The following is a 21,359-nucleotide window of genomic DNA, read 5'->3' as shown; positions in this document are numbered from 1 at the left end:
TTCTGTCTAATCACTAATTCGACAAAAAGGAGGTTTTTCCCTTTTTTAAAAAATAATAAATACGTCTTATTTGGCGTTTTCTCCCTCTATCGCAAATTCTTCCATATACACCTCTTCATACCCTCTTCGCTTACCATTCACCTCAAATACAACTTCCGCAGCATGTTTTTCGATTAATACTTTAAAGCTGGTTTCATTTCTCTCTAAGATAGCAACGTCTGCATTATTTTGAATGTGCGGTACAATAAAGAATCCGTTTACCGTTTCTAAAAACATTGGCTCGATTTCGATTACATGCTCCCCTACATCTAATGCCATCTCCATAAACGTGGTAAAACGACTGTCCGGAGTTTCGAGTGAGTACATCTTTCGCATTCCATAGTTTTCTGTTTCTACTACAGCTGATTTTGTACCACTAACGGAATGACTTCCTTGAACTGAAACATTATTACCTAACCGAATTTGGTCACCTACTTCATTGGTAATGTAAAAGATATTGTTAGTTGATGATCCATATCCAAAATAACCTAATCGTCTTGCTAAATTACTAAAAGCGATATAAACAGATGCGTTGTCATCTGTAGATTTTGATTGCATATCAAATGCGTTACCGCCTTGAGCAACAGTTAATTTACCAGATAGTTCTAAATTTCTTAGATACATAGATTCCGGAACTGACCCTTTTACAGCATTAAAAAAATTATAAAGTTGTATTTCAGGGTCATATAGTACTGGGTAATCACCTTCAACCAACTGCATCCCGTCTACTATCGCCCATCGTGTATCACTGGATAACACGGAGAATGTAAAATAGTCACCGTCTGCAAATGAAGTAGGAGTAGTAAAGGTCAAAGAGTAACGTTTAACATTTTCTTTATTCATTATTTCAGGAAAAATTTGTTCCCATCTATTTTTCTCCGTTCCACCAATATCATATTGTCGAACCAATAATCTAGGTGCAACTCCAGCAATCCTACTATCCGGAATGAAATAACTAGATAAAGTATATGTCTGGTTTGCCATTAAAGGTATCGATTGCAATAGATAATCGCCGTTTCTTACAAGCCCCGCTTGGCTACCAAACATCCCTACTAGACCTAAACTACTTTGCAAGGTAGATATAAGTCTTGGTGAACCAAATGTTCCCCATGCGTAGAAGTAATCAGGTCTATTTGGCAGTAAATAAGTAGTACCACTATAGTGATCACCTCTTGTAATCATTTCAAATGAATGATCGTTAAATAAGTTTGTTTTGGGTACGATTGAGTATTTTGTATCTGTGGTGTCATCTTCTAAAAAGAAACTACCATCCTTAACCGTCAATCCTGTTAGATCGAATGTCCCTTTTTCATTAGAAAAGGTTACAGTCCCGTCATCATTTGCGACAAGTGTTCCATTACCCAAATTCATGGTTACACCTTTTATATCACCAGCAGTAACATTTCCTAAATCAGCACTTAGAGCTGACAATTTAATAACGGATAACACATCTACATCCATTTTATAAATAGTCCAGTTAGTGCCAGTCCATTTTTTAATCGCAATGACATTTCCATCTGAATTAGTTTGAAACCATGTTGAATTGAACCCAGGGTTACTTGGAGCGGTTGGGCCCATATATGCTATCCCATCTTTACCAGGAGGTCCTTCAGGTCCTTGTGAACCAGTGTCTCCCTTATCACCTTTATCCCCTTTAATTTTCGTCCAGGCGTATTCACTTGGGTCGCTACTATCGTTTTGTACATAGTCTGCATACTGACCAATATATAACTTATTGGCACTATCCGTAGTACTAAAATCAACAGTACCATCAGCGCTATTAGCATAAGCTGTGTGGAAATAAGGGGTACGTCCATCCTCACCAGGTTGTCCAGGTATCCCCTGATCACCTTTCAATCCTTTAGTTAGGCTCCATTTGTATTTAGATGGATCTGTACTGTCTGTAGACGAATGGTCAGTATACATACCAGTATAATCCTTATCCGTTGCGTCTTGAGAAAACCCATTTCCCAAAGCATCATCAGCATAAGCAATATGAACATAAGCAGTTAAGCCATTTTCGCCAGGCTCTCCAGGAATACCTTGGTCTCCTTGTGGACCTTGCAAACCTTGGATTCCCTGTGGACCTTCTACACCTTGTGATCCTTGAGGTCCAATATCCCCTTTTTCTCCTTTAACAGTTGTCCAGTTCTCGCCATCCCACAGTTTCATTTGTGGTGGACTAACACTTGTATCCACCCATTTAGGATGTTCAATTGGATCTGGTGGGGTAAGTTGCTCCGGTATTATCTTTTCCGCATATTCTTGTAACTGTTGCTCGGTAATCTTCTGAGACAGCACCTTTTGCATACTTCGAAACAGTTTCAATAGATCCTCTTCTTCGTACTCGATGAAATCACCCAAGATGTATTTTTTCTTTGATGGATTGGATAGACTTCGTTCAACTGACTTCACTCGTGCTTCTAAATATAATGCAGGTGTGTACGAAGTATCTTTGATTCGTACTGTATCGCCTTTTCTAACCTTCTCGTGATCGAAGCCAAAGATGTGTTCAATGGAAGCCTGATCTGCTTCATATTCAATAACAGAGTTAACACGCTTTTTAAGTTCTGTTTCCCCTAATGATCGTAACTTTTCCTCTGTCATATCTTCATCTATTGACTGAGGTTCGTAAACAGCCCATAGGTGCTGAGGATTGTTTGCTGGCCTTCCCCATCGCTTACGTGCATCTTCATCCGTAACATTAACTTTCAAACGTGTACCATCTTCACGTTCAGGACCATAGCATTCCAAAGCTGTTACAATATCAGATCTCTCACGCCTCTTTACACCAATTAAATCTTTACCTACTGTAATTTCTTTTCCATTCCAGGAACCTTGTCTCTCGACTAAATCAACATATCGACCAGTTACTTTATTTCCTTCCGTCTCAATACGAAAGTTTAATTCACCCTCAAATGCTTTGGCACCTGTTTTTAATACAGAAAAAGGATAGGAGATATTTTCAACTGGAATGGTACGAATACCTAGGTAATCCGTTTTACCTCGTTTCCATCCAGTACCTAATAGAACGACATCCAAGAAAGCATTCACTGCTACACCATCAAACATTTGAGGTTGGATTGTTTTCTCCTTTTTCAAATCATCAACAAAGGATGCAATGGTATACACTTCTTTGTTTTGTTCATCTTTAAGGGCTTCATTTATTATGAATTCACGATAGTCTCCATCTTCTCCAGGTATAATGACTCGGTTACGCTGTTGGATATGTTCACTGTTATTATATAAAATTTTGAAATTTAAATACTCTTGGTACTTTTCCAGACTGCTAAAATGTACGTCGTTCCAAAACTTCTTTTTCTTGTTACTGTAGAAGTCTACGATCTCATCTGTTTGATGATTCAATATGTGGATCAAGTTATCACCTCTCATTTTAGTAATAAAAAAAGCACTCTGTATTAAGAGTGCTTAGTCTTTGGTATCTTCTTTTTAACAATATTATGAATGAACACCATCACTAGTGCGAAACCGAACAAAAATATAAATCGAGTTACAAAATTCATTTCTATCCACTTAGGTAAATAATCTCCTTGAAACTTTAGCAAATATATAGGAATCGTATGATAGTAATATAAAAGTAGTGAATTTGTAGATAACCATATTGTAAACTTAAAATTAAACATACTTTTAATTTTATCAAAACTTAGTAAGTAAAAGAGAAGCATGCTTACGAATAACCCATATGAAAAGTAATAAATAGACGGTGGATATTTAAATGTTTGTATTGGTGTAAAGTCATGATATATAGATAATGTTATAAACAACAGTAAAAACAAACTTGAGATTAGTAACAATTTATTTTTATCTATTTTATACAGTCTAATTCCTATTGCGGCTACCAATGAATAACCTATACCATTGACAATAAAATTTTGAAACAGTTCTTGTATCTGAGTATTTGATATTGACTCATTAAAAATAATAATAATATAGTGATAGGTAAGGTATGCTCCTACCAACATAATAAAGTAAACTAGATTACTTTTTATTCTATTACTGATTTGAAGTACAAATGGACTCACAAGCGCAACCATAAAAAACACAGCCAATATCCACATGTATGTTTCTCCTTGAATCATCAAGAATGATTTTAAAATGTTTTCATATGAAAAATAAAATGATTCACTTAGTAGTAAAGATAGTACATAAAAAAGAATAAAGAAACAAACCAGGAATTTCCATGCTGGAAGAACTAGTCTATTAAAGCGTTTAATCAAATAATTACCATAGGCATAACCTCCGTGTTTTTGATTACTTAAATAGAATGAGGCTCCCATCAGAAAAGCCATTAGAGTTACGTCAAAATTTCTTATTATAAAAATAGTTTCGATTGGTGCTGTGTGTGCTAGTATAATGCAGAAGATAGCTAAAGCCCTTAAAATATCGATTCTTACGTCTCTTTTTATTACATAATTCAAGTATAATGCCCTCCTTGTAGTCAAGAAGCATTATATCGTAATTCTACATTAAAGAAAATAATAATTAATAGTCTATTTGAAACTATTCCTCCATTTAATACTAGTATCAAAAGCACCTTCTGGAAATGTAAATAAATTATTTTTTCCTGTATCCAGCGCAAAATAATTAGCACCAAATGCTTTTAAATCTGTTACTGGTTCATCATTAATCATTACCAGTTCTTTTTTACAATCAACTGCAATTTTATCCCCAGCGTGTGCGATGTAAGGTATCATGCTTTCATCAAGTAATAAAGTGTTGTTTTTCTTCACTCTTAATCCGATAGATTGCATACTCAATGAAGGATTTGAACCGTATTTTGCGAAATACAGAGCGACTTGGCGAATTGGTCTTTGAAACTCTATAACTTCTGAAGTTATGTCTTCAGCATGTCTAGCGTGAGCTTCTCCATCTCTAACTTGCCAAGTACGAGCGTAGTACTTATTTCCTTCTCGTTTCAATTGAATATTTAAAGGACGGCTACTAAAAACAGTTGATTCAGATCCAGAATCACCTGGGTAGTCCATAACTCTTGTTCTTCGGTAATTTTGACCATCATTCATACGAGCTAAAACTCTGGCATTTCTCGTACCCATTCGTGTATTTATAAGCCCAATTGAAGCAACAATTTTATCGTTCTCATCTAAAAATAATGCAAATACTTTACCTATACCATTTCCGTTACTGTACAAAGATGTCCCAAATGTAATTTGGAAGTCGCCAATAGCCTCAGGGAGCGACCTTCTAATCGCAGGACCGTACCAACCTGCGCGTTCAGTACCAAAAGAATAAGGGGAAAAGGAAGCTCCTCCAGCTACTTCCACAGTTCCGTTACTGACATATCCTCCCGTTACTTCATCATCAAATAGGAAGCCTTCCGTCATTGGTGACCATCCAACAAGTGATTCCATCGGATAAAAGGAAACTTCAGGATATTGCTCTACAGATTGCTTATCAATGTCAAAGGGTTGCCCAATCATAAAAAAATCTTCTGTACCTTTTGCAACCATAAAAGATGTTACGCTTTGCTTGGTGATTGCTTCTATGATTGGATAAGCTTCCGCTGTACCGTTATTATTCAAAGTTAATGCATCATTTTCAAATAAAAAAGGACCTTGTTCAGGACCATATTTGTATGGATCACAAATAAAAATAAGCGTGCCAGAACGTAGACTACCATCTCTCCTATAGTCACTCATACTTAATGTTAATCTACCAATATATGTTTTACCTGGCACATTATCAAACTGAATTTCTGTATCATTTTCTGTGATAAGCCATTCTTTTAGTTCGTCTAACAATTCCTGCTCGTGTTCTTCATCTGTAACTTTGAATCCAACAGGTTGATATACGTATAATTCATCTGAATTAGATGATGATACATGCGCGCCATCCATGCCTGGTACTCTAATCATAGTATTGTTGATAGGAGCGTAAGGGGATTCTTGCCTTCCCCTTAACAGATACAACCAATCTTTACGAATACCATTAAATGCTAGTGATCTATGCAAATATATCCCTCACTCTCTTATTTCTTTCTTGTGTTTCTGTAACTATTGGTTCAACTATACGTCCTACCTCTTGTTCATTCATGACAATGTTTTTTCCCTCACGAACAGCATTTATCAATTCTTGTAATAATACAATGATGTCCCTGTTATCATTAGAGGACTGCTGATGAACGGCTGTGTTTTGATTAGGTTCACTTCCAACACTTTTAGCCACAAGTGCCAACAACTTCATAAACTCACTATCACGTAAATTATCAACCAAACCTCTCCAACCACTTGTACCACTTGCGTATTTTGGAGTATTTAATAGTTTTCTAGTCTCTTGATGCGGGACAACATGTGTGCCTTTTGGTAAATTTAAAAGTGTGTCAGTGTTTGGTGATAAAAACATTCTTCCGTTTGGTAATGCGATCAATTCTCTACCACCACCATCACCAACTATTGCAGGACCATCAATAGGATGACCTCCTGATGGAGTACCGTCAGCATACGCTAAACGTTGTGGACCCATATCCACACCAACAGTCACTCGTTTATGAACGCTTTCAGCAATATCACGGTTAAGTTTATCTAAAGATGGATTCGTTGATAAGTTAACTTTTTTATTATATATAGTCTTTTCTGCCAACTCATTTATATTTTCTAATTCTTTTTTAGCATCCAACAATTTTTGACGCTGTAACCTTAATTCTTCATTTTGCTCCTCGTAATTACCTATACCACCTTCAGTTCTGCTATTTATTTCATCTATATCCCTTTTCTTCTGTTTATTTAATTCGAGTTCCTCTTGAATCTTATCTAAACCTTTACCACGTTCTGATGTGATTCCAGCTTGCGCAAGAATTAATTCTTCATAATCAGCTTTTAGGTTTTCAATTTCTCTTATTTCTTCACGAGTAGTTTCAAGCTTGTCTCCAGCTGTTTGAAGATTTTCTAACAGCTCATCATGTGTTCCTTTAAGCGCTTCTTTTTCAGCTTCTAAATCCATTACAATGGTTGCTTGTTCTCTTTGTTGTGCTTGTAAACTTACTAGCTTTAAATTAGCTTCAGCAGTGCCATCTTGTTCTAATTGACTTATTTCCTCTTGAATACTTTTTAACTTTTCTTCTGCATCTGATAACTCTTTAGTGTTATCTACCCTTGCTTGTCTAGTTCGTTCAATTTCTTGACCAAGTTCAGCTATTTCTTTAGTCAAATCTCGTTGGTCTTCTAGATGTTGAGTCTCATTTTCCAATGCCTTTTCAAGTTCACGTTCTGCCGTAAGTAATAACTCAGTACGTTTTTCTTCGTTCAAAGCTTTATATGCATCTAAATTTTCAATAAGAGCATTGCCCTGTTCGGAAATTGCTTGTACAGTGTTGGGAGATTGTTTTATTATCTCATCATTAATTTCTATGAATCTTCCTAATTCCTCTTTGGTCATACCTGATTGCTCTTCCAAACTTGCTTGTTCTTCTCTTAGTTTGGTAATTGCTTCTTCAGATTTAGCTTGTTCTAGTTCTGTTAATACATCCATGTAGCGAAGCATTTCTTCTTTAGTTAATCGGTTTTGACTTTCAAGCTTTTCGTATTCAGCAATCAGATCATCAGCCGAGTTCACTTCCTCACGTAAACTTTCAACGATATCCCAGTTCACATCATGAAGATTTTCGCTTTCACGAGTTAAGGCATATATTCCTGCTCCTAACATTCCGACTGTCCCAATTGTTAGCCCTACTGGACCTGTCATAGTACCCATTAATCCTAATCGACCTAATAAACCAGCTCCGCCTGCTCTACCGATGATACCTGTTATAGTAGACAATCCTCCTGCAAGAGATCCAACTATTTTAAATGTGCTACCAAGTAGTAAACTAGCAGGACCCAATGCTGCAGTAACACCAGCAACACTAAGAATGGTTTTCTTAGTAGTGTCGTCCAATTCCTCAAACCATTCTGCTAAGTTAGTCACACCCTCAATAACAGGTGGTAAATAATCCTTAGATAAGTTTAATAGTATTTCTCCAACAGGTCGTAATGAGCGTATAGTAGTGTTCTTTAATTCCGCAAACTCTTCACCAATGGTTTTTGTTTCTTCGGCTGTTTCTTGAATGGATCCTCTGGCATCTTCTACGCCACCAGCTAAGTCTTCAAATGCTGGAATAGCACGGTTACGTATTGCCGTCATTAAACGTTGGGCACCTTCTGCTCCAAATGTATCCGTTGCTAAAGACAATGCTTTTTGTTTATCTTCAGTTTCAGCTATTGTTTCAACAATTTTTTCTAATTCTTCTCGACTGTTTTTACCTTCTCCAGCCCAATTACGAAATGCTTTATTTAGTCCTGGCATAACACGGCTTACAGCTATACCGTTTGATTCCATACTAGCCATAAAGTGAGCTGCTTCTTCCATGCTGAATCCCGCGTTGTTTAATACAGAACCATAATTGGTTAACTGACCATTTAATTCACCTAAACCAATACCATAATCTTGTGTCAGTTTGTACAGATAATCTAATATTGCTGTACCTTCTTCTGCTGGTCTTTGCCATTGCTTCAAGGATTCTCCAAATGCTTGGGAGTTCGCCGTAGCATCCTCTTTTAGTAAACGTGATACATCTAATACACTTGTAGTTAAATTCTCTAAGGTATCATTTGTTGCACCGGTAAAAGTGTTTAAGTTGGCTAAAGAATTGGCTACTTGATCTGCTCCATCAGGTACACTTGTAAATACATTATCAAATGACTTTTCTAGATCATCTAGAGCATCCCCTGTTGCTCCTGTACCTACTCTAATATCTCGATAAGCTTTATCGACTTGATCTGCTGCGGCAAACGCAGCTCCTCCTGCAGCAACAATTGGTGCAGTGACACGCATACTTAGTGTTCGACCAACGCCAGTTAATGTGTCTCCCATGCTATTCATCTTGCCAGAAAACTTATCTAAACCAGTTGATAGCTTTCCCCAACCAGATTCCAAAAATGCTTGTTCTTTACGCATTTCTTCTAGCTCTTTAGTTGCGCCTTCTACATATCTTTCTAGATTGTTTAAGGCTGCAGCTTGGTTGTTATAAGCACGTTCTGCCTTCTCTGCTTCTTTCGATCCTTCGCCGTGCTCACGAACCATTTTCTGATATTCTTTATAATTTTCCTCGGTAACTTTCTTTTGAACTTCTAGCTTTTTATTAAGGCCTTGTACTCTAGTCTCATATTTTTCGATAGAACGATCTCCACGGTCAAAGGCAGACATATTACGCTTCATCTCTGAGTTAACGGTACGTAGTCGATCTTTAACACCAGTTAAGCCTCTCTCCAATGCTAAGCTGTCTAAATCAAGTCCTATCGAAAGACCTTCTATTCTATCCAATATTCACCCTCCTTCCTTTGAGGGATAAATTAACCACCAAATGCTGCGATTAACGACTTTTCTTTCTTCGGTTTATTTTTATCAGCTAAAATATCTAGGACAAAATTAAATGGCATGTTCAATACTTCATTTATATCCTTGCCTTGCTTCATCATGTCCAGGATAATCTTGTCTAAATATTCCTTTTGTTTCTCAGGAGTAAAATCTTCTTCAACTAACTCTTCTTCGCCAGGTACTTTTTTGTTTCTGCATTTTGCGTCCCCCTAGCAATAAATAGAATTTGTTGTTGCAGAACTCTCATGGAGTCAGGGGCATGTAACCCATTAAACAATTCTTCTTTCGTAAATTGACCACCGTATGCTTTATCAGCAACAAAAACTAGTAATTTATCGATTAATTCTTTTTCGTTTTCAGCACTTGTCTTATCAATCTCGTTCATCATATCGATAGCTTCGTATATAACGCTCATGGGGATAAATGCAGGGGTTAAATATTTCTCGGTGACAATTTCTCCTTCTTTCACTTCTTTCACTAGTTCGATCATATGTCTTTTTAATTCAGCCATTTCTTTTACCTCCTAATAGTAAAAAAGAGCAGGGATTTAATCCTGCTCTTGGATTAATGGTTTACCAATTTTATTTTCAGATGACATTAATTCTTTAATGCGATCGTCACTTATCTTAGTTTCTGTTTTAGGGTAAATATCATCTTTGATGTAAATCGTGTCGTTATCTTGTAAATCCTTAAAATCATGAATTACTACATATTGTTTTGATTCTAGATTTGCCAATTCTTCCTGCGCTGTGGGTTCGGATGATTGTGTTTCTTCTTTTGGTTCATGTTCTGTATTATCTTGTTGTTCTAACAATTTCTTTAATTCATCTTTATTAGCTTTTTCATCAAATTCAACGCCTAATTCATTCAATTTTTCTATAATTTCTGGCTTATTCATACTTAAGCTCCTTCCGGTACAACATCAGGATGTGCGATTCCAAATACTTTTGTAAATAACGCATCTCTATTTGTTGTATCACCCTTAGCGTCTTCAGCAAAAATAACAGATTTATGTTTACTAAACCCATCTACTTTACGGTCCATAAATTGTGCTGCAATCTCTTCGTTTGAAAACTCGGTAGTTTGACCTTTAGTTGCACCAGTAACGTTTGGACGTGTGAACATTCCCTTTGGAAGTCCAACATATTCACGGGAACCATCTTCATATGTTTTGGCAAAAATAACTGCAACATATGGAGGGTTGTCTTCATTACCAGCTGCAGTCAAACCTTCGACAGTTTCCCAACCTAATAATTTCTGCTTATCCTCAATCGGAATCTTATGGAATTGCGATGTTACGGAAACATTTCCACTTGAAACAGCCATTTCAGCAGTTGTATTGTCACCATGAGCACGAACAATCTCTTGTGGCATATCAACGGTAATATTCTGCAAAAATTTTACTCGTTCTATTTCCGTAGCAGTAGTCCCATCCCCAATTATTCCGTAATAGAATTCTTCTACTCCTGTGGAAGCTCTATAATTCTTTTCTTCTCCTGCCAAATTAATCACTCCTTATAAATTTTCAAAATCATGACGATGTAATTTTCCACGGTACCTTCTAGCATCACGGAAAACACCTTCATCATATTCTTTTGGTCCTGCATTTTGTTTAAATCCAAATCGTTCCCACATAACAACTCTTACCTTATCAGCAACGGCATCTGTTAACTTTCGATTTTTAGTCCATACATCAATCTGAACTAAGTAATCTAATGTGGTCCATTTATTGTCTGCAAAGTCATCTGGAGAAGGTGGGTCAATCGGATCTATTACTATATGTGGATTAACTACATCACCAGTTGCTGGATATTCGTAGAACTTAATTCTCCCAAATGCTTGTTCATAGATATATTCATCAGCAATCAGCCCATTATATATTTCGTCTAATATATCCATTACAAACCACTCTCCAATGCTTTGCGTACAGCAGCACGATATGCTCTTTCACTATTCTTCATAGCTCTAGCAACTGCTCCTTTGCCTCTCGGATTAGGGTTCTGTACGGTACCCCACTCATTCAAATGAATAATACGATAACGACCATGTGGTCCTCTCCAATGTATTTTGATCACTCGATTACCTGCTTTATCCCATATAGGACCGTGTATAGTTATCTCTTCGATACTATATCCTTGGTCTTTAAACAATTCGAATTGCATTTTTAATTCATCGACAAATTCTTTAGCTGCATCCGTCAGGGCTTTGTCGCTAATACGTTGCATTTTCTCCTTACCAAATCTTCTTTCCAATTCAGCAACAAGTTGATCAATACCTCTAATTTCGACACTCATTAAACCAACCTCGCCATGACATTAATAAAACGATTGTTTTGAGGGTCTGGCTGAACATGTTTTACGTTATATCGATTGTTTTTGTACTTTGGATGTTCGATCGATATATAATGTTTATCTGTTGGTGTGTAGTCCTTCAAAGGATCCCTTATGGTTATAGTAATATCTGATAAGGTTCCGTTTGATTTAGCCAACTCTACATCTTTCATCCACACTTCATCAATCTTTCCCATGCAATCATACAAAGTACGTTTCTCTTTTTCGCCAGGTTCAGGTCCCTGGTTAGGTGCGTATTCATAAAAGAATATTGGAGTACGTAATTCTCCTGCATGGACTCTCGGTGGCTTATATTCAAACTTCCTCATCAGCTTCAGCCTCCTGCGCAAAGACCATATCTAAACCTAAACCGACGATATCACTTAGAAAGTTATCATCAAAATACTCAACCGCATCGTTATAAGCATATCGTGCACGTTCCAGTACAAGTTCTTTAGCCCGGATATCGAGATTGGTTTCACCGGTGAGGTCGAATTCCCCACATTTGTCCTCCACAAATGCAACAGAAAAGGACAACAACCGTTTTAGATTGCTGTCCTCACTTGAATGAGATATATGCATTCGTTCTTTAAATTCTTTTACTAGTTCATCAGTGACCAACTAGATCACCTCCAATTTATGCGCCTGCAGGTTCTTCTTCATTTACTAGGTTCAAGTCATAAACTTGTGAAGCATACTTATCTTTTGGTTTACCTGTAGCATATTGTTTTGAGATAAACAACGTTGCATCTTCAAGAGCCATTGTCTCTTCATACTTTTTAATAGGGTCACTTCCACCTGTCGCAGCTAAGTATTCTCCTTTGACAAAGAATAATACTTTACCTTCTGGCACAAATACTGATTCAGTCATTATTGGATTAAAAGGTAGGTTAGTTACATAAACTCCATTAGCATTTTGAGTTGTTGCATTTGCTTGGATGTCAAAAGTATCAAACGGATTTGTAACCATAACCACTTTTCCAGCAACCTTTTTAGGTCGGTCTGCATCTTGCCCTTTACCATCTAATTTTTTTGCAAGAAGTTTCACAACATCTCTTAATTCATTAATGGTTTTACGTCCTGGTTCAAATGTTAATGTACCTGCAGCTTCTTTATCAGGATATACACCATCAACAACACTTCCACTTGGGTCTTTTAATAGACCAATTGGCATGTCCTTCCCTGTTCCAGCAATAAATCCGCGTTCGAGACCAGCTGCCATTGCTTCTTTAATAATGGTGCGAACATACCGTTCTACCCAAGCTGGTCCTAATTTCAACATGTCATTCGCAAGTGGAATAAATGCTGTTAATTTAAGTTGAGTAATAGATTCTTTACGGAATGCAGCATTTAATTGCCCTTTAATATCACCAAATAATGGCCCCCATACTGCGGCACCCTCTGGATCGGAATAAATATATTCAGTTACTGCTCCAAGAGTTTGTAAACCCAGATGTTGCATTAACGGATGCTCTTCTTTTAGTTCTTCAAAAACACGTTCTTGTGTGGTTTTTGGTAGAGTTTCTGTTTCCTTAAATCCACCCTCTTCAACAACAGCATTAAAGAATTTGTATTCTTCACTTGTTAACACGTTTTGACCTCTGGCTTGTAAAACTGAGTTGTCGGCCATACGTGTATTCACTTCATTCAAGATATCTTTTTGCACATCAGAAGCAAGTGCATTTAGCATATTGTTAAGTGCTTCCGCTTGTTCTTCGGGAGTCCCCTCCTGTGTTACTTTTGCAAACGCTGATTTTTGTTCTTCAAAATTTGTAAATTTAATTGGCATTGTCATTCTCCTTTATTTCAAATTTAAAAAGAGCTCTGATAGATTCTGCTTTGGTTCAGCAGGTTCAGACTCTTTTGGTTTTGGGTTATTTGGTTTTGTTTGAGCTGCATATTTCGAAACTAGACTTTCTTTGATATTTTCAGGTTCGTCTTGTTCCTCTTCCAGTTCTTCAAGTTCAATTTCATCTTCTACCTTGTCAGCAAATCCTAATGCAACTGCTTCATCTGCATTCAACCATGTTTCTTCTTTTAGTAACTCTTCAAGTTCTTCATCACTACCGACAAAGCGCTTTCGATAAGAAGCTGTTACTGCTTTATCCACTTTACGCAAATCCTTCGCAGTTTTTTCAAACAATTCAGCATTACCATATTCAAAAGTACTTGCTTGATGAATCATCATCATTGTATTGCTAGGCATAATAATTTCATCACCCGCCATTGCAATAATAGATGCAGCACTTGCTGCCCAACCATCAATGTGCACAATTATTTTTGCTTTATGGTTTTTTAAAATATTTCCAATTGCAATCCCATCAAAAGCAGAACCACCGCCACTATTGATATGCACATGAATTTCTTCCACATCTGCATTTTCAATTTGTTGTAGGATATTCTCTGCACTGTTTCTCCAACCGCCGATAAAACCATAGATTGATAGCTTTAAAACGCCTTCTGCTTGGTTCCTAATGTCAAAAACTTGTTTAATGTTTAGGACTTTATTTAAGTCAAATGTCTTCACTAATTCTCACCTCCTTCTAATGAATCCTCAGTGTAGTTCTTGGTAATAAAGTATTTCTCAAGAATTGGATCATCAACTTCATCCCATCCTAACTTATCTCTTAATTCATTACCATTAGCCACACCAGCTGCACGTAATTTATCAACTGCTGCTGCAACATCGAAAATATCACGATAAGACACACGCTTAATTTCCATTTTCTTGCCTTTGAAATAATCAGTTCTAGTAAATAACTGACCATTTAATTCATCGCCAATCTTTTTGATAAATGGATCCACTCCAAATAACATAAAGTTACGTGTAGGTTTCTCAATATCAGCATTTTCTCCTAAAACAAGTGGAATTGGTATATTCAACGCTCTAGCAACTTGCTTTAAAAAAGCGTCCGAAATTTTCTCTATCTCATCTACAGGGTGACCTTTTACATCTTTGCTGTGTTCTTGGTACTTATAGCCTTTTTGTTGCGGAACAACTGCTATATCTTTGTTAGTAAAAGCCTTGTAAACCCTATCGATAAAGTTTTGAACCTTAGCTGTTTTCTCCTTATCGGTGCCTGTTAAACCTTCTACATCAACTGTTCCACGAATTTGGCTCTTACGCTTTTGAGCATTAATAACTCGTCCAAACAACTCTCCATAATCAGCATAAAGTCCGTCTATAATAGGAGTTAGTTTTTCATTGTTGTATTCTAGGTATAGAACATCTTCTCGCTTGAATGTTCGTTGATACGTATGGTTCTTAATCGTTACATCCTTAAAAGTATCACCGTAAAGTGCATATTCGACTTTGGTAAATGTATCAGCAACTAGTAAATCTTGTGTGTCTGACTGGATTATTAAACACTCGTTATCATAAATAAGTTTGTAAATAACTTTCTCCCAAAACGTAGATGCGGATTGATTTTGATTTGGCTTTACATTCAACCGGTAATAGAGTTCATTTTTAATAGATTTTTTTCCATCTTTCACTCGAAACTCAGACATACTAATCGTTCGTGCAAGTAAATTAATGCACGTTTGTATGGCTATCTTTTTCATGTGAATTCGATTTGATGTATCTTCTAACAAACCTAAGTCAAGCATATATTCCAATTCACTATGTTTTTTAAATACATCTAGGATCCCTATTTTTCATCACCTCCCTAAAAATCAATCGCATCTAAGAAGAAGTCCTCTTCTTCAGTCAGAAAGTTATCTGCCTGCCATAACGCATATACGAATGCTGTGAATCCATCTGTTTTCCTTCTAACTTCATCCTTCTTTAAAAAGTCTTTATTACCATCAGCCTTAACTTTTACAGCAATGTTATTGGTATTCCACCTCATCAATGGATTGTCTCCAAAGATGATTTTATGCTGTGCAAAGAGCATCTCCACTCTTGGTGCAAGTTTTGCGTAAATGGCCCGCGGATTACGTATATACAAAACTGTAAACCCTTCTGCTTCTAATGCAGTTTTTACAATATCTAGCCTGAATGTATCTCCGACAATTATATTCAAGCCGTATTTCTCACGCATCTCGCAGAAATAATTTACCATGTGCTGTATGTTGATTGCTGGTTCATCCAGTAAAGTTAGCAATCCTTGCTCTTCCCATTCATCTATTGGTGGCTTTAGGTTTGCTTCTTTCACAAAATCACGTCTTGCAAATTGGTGACTATCCCAAATATAATTCTCCCCATCTTTAAACAATACGCCACAAGCTGTGAAGTCTTTTATAAAAGAAAAGTCTATAGCCCCTATACAGGTTTGGTGTTGCAGATTCTCATAAGGTATAGGTTTGTTCGTGGCCATAATGTCATCCCAAGAAGCTATCCTAGTTGTAGTGTCCTCTTGTGGAAGATTCATTCTTTTAGCCATGAACTCTGAACGTCCAGAAGGATCGTCTTCCAAGTCTAAATATTCGTCCATCACTGTATCAAACAGTTCTTCTGCATATGGACTTCTTGGCTGGCTAAACATTGGATTAGCTTTTTCCCATAAGTCTGGGTTTTCCACTTCATCCTTGTTATCCATCTTGCAGATAAAAACAAAGCGGTTTTGTCGCTTGCTTCCACCCTTCAATACTTCTAGGCATTGTTCGATAAATTTATCAAAAAAACCACCACGGACATGACCGTTGGTGGATATGAATATACGCCTTCTATGTTTTACTTTTCCTAAACCTGAGCTAAGTGTATTAATCAGTTTCATTTGTTCGTAAATATGCCATTCATCAAAAATCAAGCAACCAGGGCGTCCGCCATCCTTTGTGTCAGCATTTGATGTCCGAAAGCGAAACTCAGCTAAAGAAGATTTCCCAGTGATTTTAGTCTTAGTCCAGGAGAAAAACTTTTTCATGAAGTTCTTATTTTTTTCTTTCATGTTGTAAACTTCTTTTATCGACGTCTCCGCTTGCTCTTCACTGTTGGCTACCACATCAACGTTGTATCCTTCAATGCCATGAGCTGGACTAATGAAATAATCACCTAATCCAGAAATAAGACCGTTCTTCCCATTACCACGGGCTATGACAATCACAATGTCTTTGTAAAATAGTTTATCGCGCTTCTTATATTTAAGGAATATGAAAGGAATGATAAACTTTTGAAATGGTTCCAGTTTGAAATACCACTTTTCAATATAGTTAATACATTGCTCAATTTGCTCTTCATCAAAATATATATCGCTTCTAGGCAGCACTTCAGATTCCAATTGCTTAATTAAGTCTATACGCTCTTGATTGAAAATGATTTTACCTGTTCGCCACTGTTTAATATATTCATCTACATACTTTTGCTGGATCAGTATAAGTCACTGACTTCTGGTTCGTCATTATCCTTCTTGTCCTTATCTAGATCAGGGGGATTGATCATTTCAAATTTGATAGATTTTTCAAGAGAAATTAATGTTTTTGTGAGACTATTTAAGTCTTTAATCGCTGGGTTTGCTTTCATAAACTCTTGGCTACCATTTACTGTTTTAGTCAGCACACCATTTTTGTTTATCTCAGTTTGAAGTTTTCTCGTTTGCTTCACAAGAGCGACATACCGCTTTACTTTATCAACTTCGATTAAATCTCTTGTATCAATGCGAAGCAATAACTGTTTTTCCAAATCAGTGATTTTGACAGCTCTACTCACAAAAACACCCCCCCTCTATTTTTTATCCCCCCTAATACGAGTGTGGATTTTCAAATATTTTTAGACAGTAGACTCCCCCCTTACCGGTGCCCCCGGTGATAAAATCGCGAAACTTTTTAGGTGGGGGGTTATTTATTTTCTTCCTGTACTTTATATCCAAGCTTTACTGTAGCTTCAAGTAATAACTTGTTCAGTGCATTAAATTCTTTCATGGTTAAATGGCCATTCTCTACTTTTGATTCTCTCTCCAACAGACCTTCTAATGTCTCGCAAGCTTCTTGGACATCCAATTCTTTCACCACCATTCATCATCCCATTTCGGTTTCTTTCTCCACTTAGAGTAATCAACATACCTACCATGCTTTTTGTTGTGACAGTTCACGCACTTTGTTTCTAGATTATCTTTATCAAGTGCAAGCTCAGGATAATCTTCTATTTCCTTAATGTGGTCCACAACAAGCATGATCTTCTTACGCTTAGCACTTTCACTGTATTCATTAGTATCAATAGTCACTCGTCCTAATCGTTTACATTCCTGACATTCATAGTTGTCACGTTTCTTAATATGTTCACGCATTTGTTTCCATGGACCACCATCATAAAATTTACGCTTTTGTTCTCTTGTTTTGTATTCAGCGATATAGATCACCACCAAAATAAAAAGACACCTCTGTTTGAGATGCCTTAACGATTAATACTTTTTATATTCATTTGTTACAAATTCCATCAATTCGTTATATACTTCTCCGTCATACCATTCATACGGAACAATATCTGCAATCCCCTCAATAGAATCCTGTCGTACATCATTAACGGAAATCTGAACAATGTCTTTCTTTCCCAAAGCTTTATTTTTGTTGACGTATTCTTTCCCAGAAAACTTTTCTTTTACAGTGTCAAAAAAAGTGTTCCTAGCTTGTGGTGTTTCAAATTCCCAAGAAGTCTGTCTCTTATTATACAAAATACTAAATTCATAAATTAAATTACTCAATAGATTCACCTCCTTCTATCTACTTAATTCGACAAAAGGAAGGGTTTTCCTCTTTATTTTCTGTTATTCCTTATCGCTCCACCTTTACCACGTTTATACGTATCACGATTAACACCCATTAGCTCGTGCCAGTTAACTTTCTCTTCTTTTTTCAGCTTCTGTAATTTATGCAGCTGCTCTTTACTTAGATGATTTTTTAGTTTCATTCTAGTCACCTACTAAAAAAGAGCAACTATAAGAAGTCGCCCTTTTGTCAGATTTCTATGTTATTACTATAAATGGTTTTTTCAATAGATTACATACACTATGTGAGTGAACACGAATGGTACATTTCTAAAAATTTAATGGTTCTTACTAATTCAGCATGTCTTTTTCTAATATGACTGGCACTATAGTTCAATGCTTCAGCAATATTTTCTAAAGTCATACCGTCAATATATTTCATTTTAAGTATCTTATTATCAAGACCTTTAAAAGTACTTACTAATTGAACCATTTGATCTTTTTGTTTTACTTTAACTACTATCTCATCTTTTATTTTTTCTATTCTTTCTTCTAATCCTGAAGCAATAGAATCTTCATTAAGTCGAACATTAAATAGATCACCGCTAGTCCATCTTTTTAATTCAGTTTCATTCTGTTCAAGCTGAAAGTGAAGATAATCAATATCATTCATCAACTGCTGATAATCTTTTAACCATTCATACAACATGCCCACCTGCCTTTTTTGACTAAAATGCGTAACCTTCTGTAACCTTCTGTAACCGTTCAAACTCCTTGATACTATTGATTTCATACGATATTTTTTACCCTTCGGTTACGCATTTACCCCTATATTTCTTATTTATATTTAACTTTTTTATTTTTCTATATATATTTTTAAAGAAAGTAGTTTCATCTGTAACCGCGTAACCGTACTTCTTAAACCATTGATATTACTGTATTTTTACGGTTACTCATTTCTGTAACTGGTTACGCATTTAACTGTAACCAAGTCACTTTATTACCATAAATTAGGTAATAAAGTGGTTTTTTGTGACCAAAAATGGTCAAATCCCCCCTATTTTTGACCGATTTTGGTCAAGAGGAAATTTTCATTGGTCACTTATAAAAATTCTTTTACTTTTACCATCTATCTTTTGAACTCTTGTATCTAATTTAAAAAGTTGCTTAACACTTTTACTAAAACTAATGTTACTAACTGCTTGATAACCATTCATGGAACAGTATGCTTTATATTCCAAATACAAGTCACCCACAATAGAACGTTCCAACTCAATATCTTCATTATTTACAAATGAAATAATAGGATTGTTTTCCTCTTTATATTTTTCAAGTTCATTTTCAACAGCTTTTGATTTAGTGAATTTATTATTTTTAAGTAATCGTTGTAGACTTTTCAATGCAAGTACCAAAACATATTGCATACTTTCATTGGAGAGTAATTTGTCAGTAATAAATGGATCATAATCACTATCATCAGGACTGAATTTTGCTTTGAATGGTACTATCTGTAATCGTCGCCCTAGACCATCTGAAAAATCATTAATACGTGGCATTTCATTAGCACTGAAAATTAGCTTTGCATAATTCGTAAAATCAAAAGGGTCCTTTCCTTTACGTTCTACGTTTAATGTTTCACCAGTACTTAACTTCTTAAAAACAGATGATTCTTTGATGTAACCTTTTGAAATATCATCACCAATATTGACAAGTTTTCCAAACAATTCAGCTGTCTTGAATCGCTGGTCAAGTTCTTTTAAATCTAATGAAGCAGTATTATCTGTTCCAACTAAGTTACGAATAATCTTTAAATATGATGATTTACCATTGGACCCGTCACCAGTCAAAATAAATGTTGCAGCAAACTCATTTCTTCTAAATAAAATGTAACCTAGTATCTCTTCCAACACCGCACGTATTTTCTTATCATTTACTGCCATTTTATTTAAGGTTTTATCGGTTACTTCATAATATGAGCCTTTAATATATGCAACAGGAATTTTGTTTGTTGTTATAATCTCTGGGGTAAAGTCTTGTAACTCCCAAGTATCTAGATTAAATACACCATTCTTCACTACAATATATTTGGTAGAAGCAAATTGTTTATCTTTTGCTTTTAGCTGCAGGTAAAAAAGTGTTTCTTGCCGTTGCATTCTTTTTAGATTTGGTATGTGTTTAATCATTGCTGCTTCAATGTCTTCCTGACTATCAGAGTAAACACCATCTTTATATATGTGTAGTACGTTAGCAATTTTACAAATGTGATGTTCATTAATTAAGAAATTGCCAAACTTTTCATGTTGGAAAGAACCCTTTATAAAAAAGGATTCTTTCAAAAATGCTTCATCACGTAAGATGATGTTTAACTCTGATTTATCTACTGGATCGTCCAACATGAACTTATTGATGATTGATATAGTTTCTTTAATATCATTCTTCGCCATTCCCTGAGATTGCATTTTTAAAATATATGTGAATAGCTTGTCATTACGGCCATCACCTTCAGTTAACTTATTTAGGTTAGGATTTTTCTTGTTGTAAGGATACAACCACACAGGTAATGGTTCGTGTTGTTCAGCCTTACGAATCCACTTACGGGTATTACCATTTATTTTTAATGGATCCGCTGTGTTCTTAATTCCTAATTTGTAATCACAATGAATCCCAATGTTGGAATACCATTTTATTTTATTGCTTGTTAAGTCATATCCTCTAAAATAAAAGTGCATTCCATTATTGGTTTCCAATACAGAACATTGAATATCTTTATCTTCTACTATATCCATCAGTGTTTCTGCTTCATCTATATCATCTATATCTACCATGATATATTCGTCATCCAAGATACCAACATAGGAATCTTCTTTTCTTGCTGTATGATAGGATAATAGTTTCCCACCGTCTTTAAATTTCGTTCCGGCATGTTTACCATTACCCTTCAGATAACCCTTATAAATGT

At 35.9% G+C, this 21,359-nt stretch carries 23 protein-coding genes; all 23 read right to left on the bottom strand.

Annotated features, from left to right (window positions below):
• Positions 1-66 precede the first annotated feature (66 nt).
• The 23 genes from ACFSTA_RS12550 to ACFSTA_RS12440 all read right to left on the bottom strand — a co-directional run bounded on the left by ACFSTA_RS12550 (position 67) and on the right by ACFSTA_RS12440 (position 21,357).
• The gene (locus tag ACFSTA_RS12550; RefSeq protein ID WP_377557055.1) at positions 67-3,417 is read right to left on the bottom strand and encodes a phage tail spike protein; all 3,351 of its coding nucleotides are present in this window, start codon (positions 3,415-3,417) and stop codon (positions 67-69) included.
• Positions 3,418-3,458: 41 nt separating this feature from the next.
• On the bottom strand, positions 3,459-4,478 hold the full coding sequence (locus ACFSTA_RS12545) for an acyltransferase family protein (protein WP_377557053.1): 1,020 nt from the start codon (positions 4,476-4,478) through the stop codon (positions 3,459-3,461).
• A 72-nt stretch (positions 4,479-4,550) separates the two neighbouring features.
• The gene (locus ACFSTA_RS12540) at positions 4,551-6,029 is read right to left on the bottom strand and encodes a distal tail protein Dit (RefSeq protein ID WP_377557051.1); all 1,479 of its coding nucleotides are present in this window, start codon (positions 6,027-6,029) and stop codon (positions 4,551-4,553) included.
• The gene (locus ACFSTA_RS12535; RefSeq protein ID WP_377557050.1) at positions 6,022-9,375 is read right to left on the bottom strand and encodes a phage tail tape measure protein; all 3,354 of its coding nucleotides are present in this window, start codon (positions 9,373-9,375) and stop codon (positions 6,022-6,024) included. The genes ACFSTA_RS12540 and ACFSTA_RS12535 overlap by 8 nt, the downstream gene beginning before the upstream one ends.
• 29 nt (positions 9,376-9,404) lie before the next feature.
• Positions 9,405-9,530 carry a phage tail assembly chaperone GT gene (gpGT, locus tag ACFSTA_RS12530; RefSeq protein WP_377557049.1) on the bottom strand — a complete coding sequence of 42 codons (126 nt, stop codon included), beginning with the start codon at positions 9,528-9,530 and terminating at the stop codon, positions 9,405-9,407.
• 59 nt (positions 9,531-9,589) lie between these two features.
• Positions 9,590-9,940 (bottom strand): phage tail assembly chaperone G, encoded by a 351-nt coding sequence (gene gpG / locus ACFSTA_RS12525; RefSeq protein WP_377557048.1) that lies wholly within the window; start codon positions 9,938-9,940, stop codon positions 9,590-9,592.
• A gap of 36 nt (positions 9,941-9,976) precedes the next feature.
• Positions 9,977-10,327 carry a hypothetical protein gene (locus ACFSTA_RS12520; RefSeq protein WP_377557047.1) on the bottom strand — a complete coding sequence of 117 codons (351 nt, stop codon included), beginning with the start codon at positions 10,325-10,327 and terminating at the stop codon, positions 9,977-9,979.
• A 2-nt stretch (positions 10,328-10,329) separates the two neighbouring features.
• Positions 10,330-10,932, bottom strand: a complete 603-nt coding sequence (locus ACFSTA_RS12515) for a major tail protein (RefSeq protein ID WP_377557046.1) — start codon at positions 10,930-10,932, stop codon at positions 10,330-10,332.
• A 12-nt stretch (positions 10,933-10,944) separates the two neighbouring features.
• On the bottom strand, positions 10,945-11,328 hold the full coding sequence (locus ACFSTA_RS12510; RefSeq protein WP_377557044.1) for a DUF3168 domain-containing protein: 384 nt from the start codon (positions 11,326-11,328) through the stop codon (positions 10,945-10,947).
• On the bottom strand, positions 11,328-11,723 hold the full coding sequence (locus ACFSTA_RS12505; RefSeq protein WP_377557043.1) for a hypothetical protein: 396 nt from the start codon (positions 11,721-11,723) through the stop codon (positions 11,328-11,330). Before ACFSTA_RS12505 ends, ACFSTA_RS12510 begins: the two co-directional genes overlap by 1 nt.
• Positions 11,723-12,088 carry a phage head-tail adapter protein gene (locus ACFSTA_RS12500; protein ID WP_377557042.1) on the bottom strand — a complete coding sequence of 122 codons (366 nt, stop codon included), beginning with the start codon at positions 12,086-12,088 and terminating at the stop codon, positions 11,723-11,725. The genes ACFSTA_RS12505 and ACFSTA_RS12500 overlap by 1 nt, the downstream gene beginning before the upstream one ends.
• Complete coding sequence (locus tag ACFSTA_RS12495; RefSeq protein ID WP_377557041.1) at positions 12,075-12,380, bottom strand: phage gp6-like head-tail connector protein; 306 nt, start codon at positions 12,378-12,380, stop codon at positions 12,075-12,077. Before ACFSTA_RS12495 ends, ACFSTA_RS12500 begins: the two co-directional genes overlap by 14 nt.
• A 16-nt stretch (positions 12,381-12,396) precedes the next feature.
• The gene (locus ACFSTA_RS12490) at positions 12,397-13,548 is read right to left on the bottom strand and encodes a phage major capsid protein (protein ID WP_377557040.1); all 1,152 of its coding nucleotides are present in this window, start codon (positions 13,546-13,548) and stop codon (positions 12,397-12,399) included.
• Positions 13,549-13,560: 12 nt separating this feature from the next.
• Positions 13,561-14,286 (bottom strand): head maturation protease, ClpP-related, encoded by a 726-nt coding sequence (locus ACFSTA_RS12485; protein WP_377557039.1) that lies wholly within the window; start codon positions 14,284-14,286, stop codon positions 13,561-13,563.
• Positions 14,286-15,368, bottom strand: a complete 1,083-nt coding sequence (locus ACFSTA_RS12480; RefSeq protein ID WP_377557038.1) for a phage portal protein — start codon at positions 15,366-15,368, stop codon at positions 14,286-14,288. The genes ACFSTA_RS12485 and ACFSTA_RS12480 overlap by 1 nt, the downstream gene beginning before the upstream one ends.
• Before the next feature lie 59 nt (positions 15,369-15,427).
• Positions 15,428-17,071, bottom strand: a complete 1,644-nt coding sequence (locus ACFSTA_RS12475) for a terminase TerL endonuclease subunit (protein WP_377557378.1) — start codon at positions 17,069-17,071, stop codon at positions 15,428-15,430.
• Positions 17,068-17,406 (bottom strand): P27 family phage terminase small subunit, encoded by a 339-nt coding sequence (locus ACFSTA_RS12470; RefSeq protein WP_377557037.1) that lies wholly within the window; start codon positions 17,404-17,406, stop codon positions 17,068-17,070. The genes ACFSTA_RS12475 and ACFSTA_RS12470 overlap by 4 nt, the downstream gene beginning before the upstream one ends.
• Positions 17,407-17,534: 128 nt before the next feature.
• Complete coding sequence (locus ACFSTA_RS12465; protein WP_377557036.1) at positions 17,535-17,708, bottom strand: hypothetical protein; 174 nt, start codon at positions 17,706-17,708, stop codon at positions 17,535-17,537.
• Positions 17,702-18,046 (bottom strand): HNH endonuclease, encoded by a 345-nt coding sequence (locus ACFSTA_RS12460; protein WP_377557377.1) that lies wholly within the window; start codon positions 18,044-18,046, stop codon positions 17,702-17,704. The genes ACFSTA_RS12465 and ACFSTA_RS12460 overlap by 7 nt, the downstream gene beginning before the upstream one ends.
• A gap of 51 nt (positions 18,047-18,097) precedes the next feature.
• The gene (locus ACFSTA_RS12455) at positions 18,098-18,397 is read right to left on the bottom strand and encodes a hypothetical protein (protein WP_377557035.1); all 300 of its coding nucleotides are present in this window, start codon (positions 18,395-18,397) and stop codon (positions 18,098-18,100) included.
• Positions 18,398-18,450: 53 nt separating this feature from the next.
• Positions 18,451-18,603, bottom strand: a complete 153-nt coding sequence (locus ACFSTA_RS12450; RefSeq protein WP_377557034.1) for a hypothetical protein — start codon at positions 18,601-18,603, stop codon at positions 18,451-18,453.
• Between the two features lie 98 nt (positions 18,604-18,701).
• Positions 18,702-19,106, bottom strand: a complete 405-nt coding sequence (locus ACFSTA_RS12445) for a sigma factor-like helix-turn-helix DNA-binding protein (protein ID WP_377557032.1) — start codon at positions 19,104-19,106, stop codon at positions 18,702-18,704.
• 385 nt (positions 19,107-19,491) lie between these two features.
• On the bottom strand, positions 19,492-21,357 hold the full coding sequence (locus tag ACFSTA_RS12440; protein WP_377557376.1) for a DNA primase family protein: 1,866 nt from the start codon (positions 21,355-21,357) through the stop codon (positions 19,492-19,494).
• Positions 21,358-21,359 lie beyond the last annotated feature (2 nt).

It is taken from the genome of Ornithinibacillus salinisoli (assembly GCF_042684965.1).
GTDB classification, from domain to species: domain Bacteria; phylum Bacillota; class Bacilli; order Bacillales; family Amphibacillaceae; genus Ornithinibacillus; species Ornithinibacillus salinisoli.
This window is presented reverse-complemented; position numbering and strand designations above follow the sequence as displayed.

Excerpts from the sequence above, each read along its gene's own strand:
- ACFSTA_RS12490 (WP_377557040.1), bottom strand. The coding sequence starts at position 13,548 with ATGCCAATTAAATTTACAAATTTTGAAGAACAAAAATCAGCGTTTGCA.
- ACFSTA_RS12520 (WP_377557047.1), bottom strand. The coding sequence starts at position 10,327 with ATGAATAAGCCAGAAATTATAGAAAAATTGAATGAATTAGGCGTTGAA.
- gpG (WP_377557048.1), bottom strand. The coding sequence starts at position 9,940 with ATGGCTGAATTAAAAAGACATATGATCGAACTAGTGAAAGAAGTGAAA.
- ACFSTA_RS12500 (WP_377557042.1), bottom strand. The coding sequence starts at position 12,088 with ATGAGGAAGTTTGAATATAAGCCACCGAGAGTCCATGCAGGAGAATTA.
- ACFSTA_RS12450 (WP_377557034.1), bottom strand. The coding sequence starts at position 18,603 with ATGAAACTAAAAAATCATCTAAGTAAAGAGCAGCTGCATAAATTACAG.
- gpGT (WP_377557049.1), bottom strand. The coding sequence starts at position 9,530 with ATGATGAAGCAAGGCAAGGATATAAATGAAGTATTGAACATGCCATTT.
- ACFSTA_RS12510 (WP_377557044.1), bottom strand. The coding sequence starts at position 11,328 with ATGGATATATTAGACGAAATATATAATGGGCTGATTGCTGATGAATAT.
- ACFSTA_RS12505 (WP_377557043.1), bottom strand. The coding sequence starts at position 11,723 with ATGAGTGTCGAAATTAGAGGTATTGATCAACTTGTTGCTGAATTGGAA.
- ACFSTA_RS12480 (WP_377557038.1), bottom strand. The coding sequence starts at position 15,368 with ATGCTTGACTTAGGTTTGTTAGAAGATACATCAAATCGAATTCACATG.